General features: G+C 56.6%; 1 protein-coding gene. It reads left to right on the forward strand.

What is annotated here, in order from left to right; translation table 11 throughout:
- Window positions 1-145 precede the first annotated feature (145 nt).
- Window positions 146-286 (forward strand): class I tRNA ligase family protein (locus B4920_RS26080; RefSeq protein WP_139379664.1); only part of this gene is annotated, 141 nt, incomplete at its 3' end.

Consider the following 286-nt stretch of genomic DNA (forward strand, 5'->3'; position numbering starts at 1 on the left):
TACCGCACACAAATCAGTGGCTTGCCGACGCCTTGCTGTTCCTGTCAGCCAAGGCCCCGGGGGCCACAACCCTAGGCAGGCCGCCCCCAATTCGGGTAACATGCTCGGCACTGTATCATCCCAACAGGCACATCAAGAACGTATTATGGCAACTGATCCTCGTAGAATGCTGGTAACCTGCGCCCTCCCCTATGCCAACGGCTCCATCCATCTTGGCCACATGCTGGAACACATCCAGGCCGATATCTGGGTTCGTTATCAGCGAATGCGTGGCAATCAGGTGCAT

It is taken from the genome of Zoogloea sp. LCSB751 (genome assembly GCF_002028455.1).
Lineage (GTDB): Bacteria > Pseudomonadota > Gammaproteobacteria > Burkholderiales > Rhodocyclaceae > Zoogloea.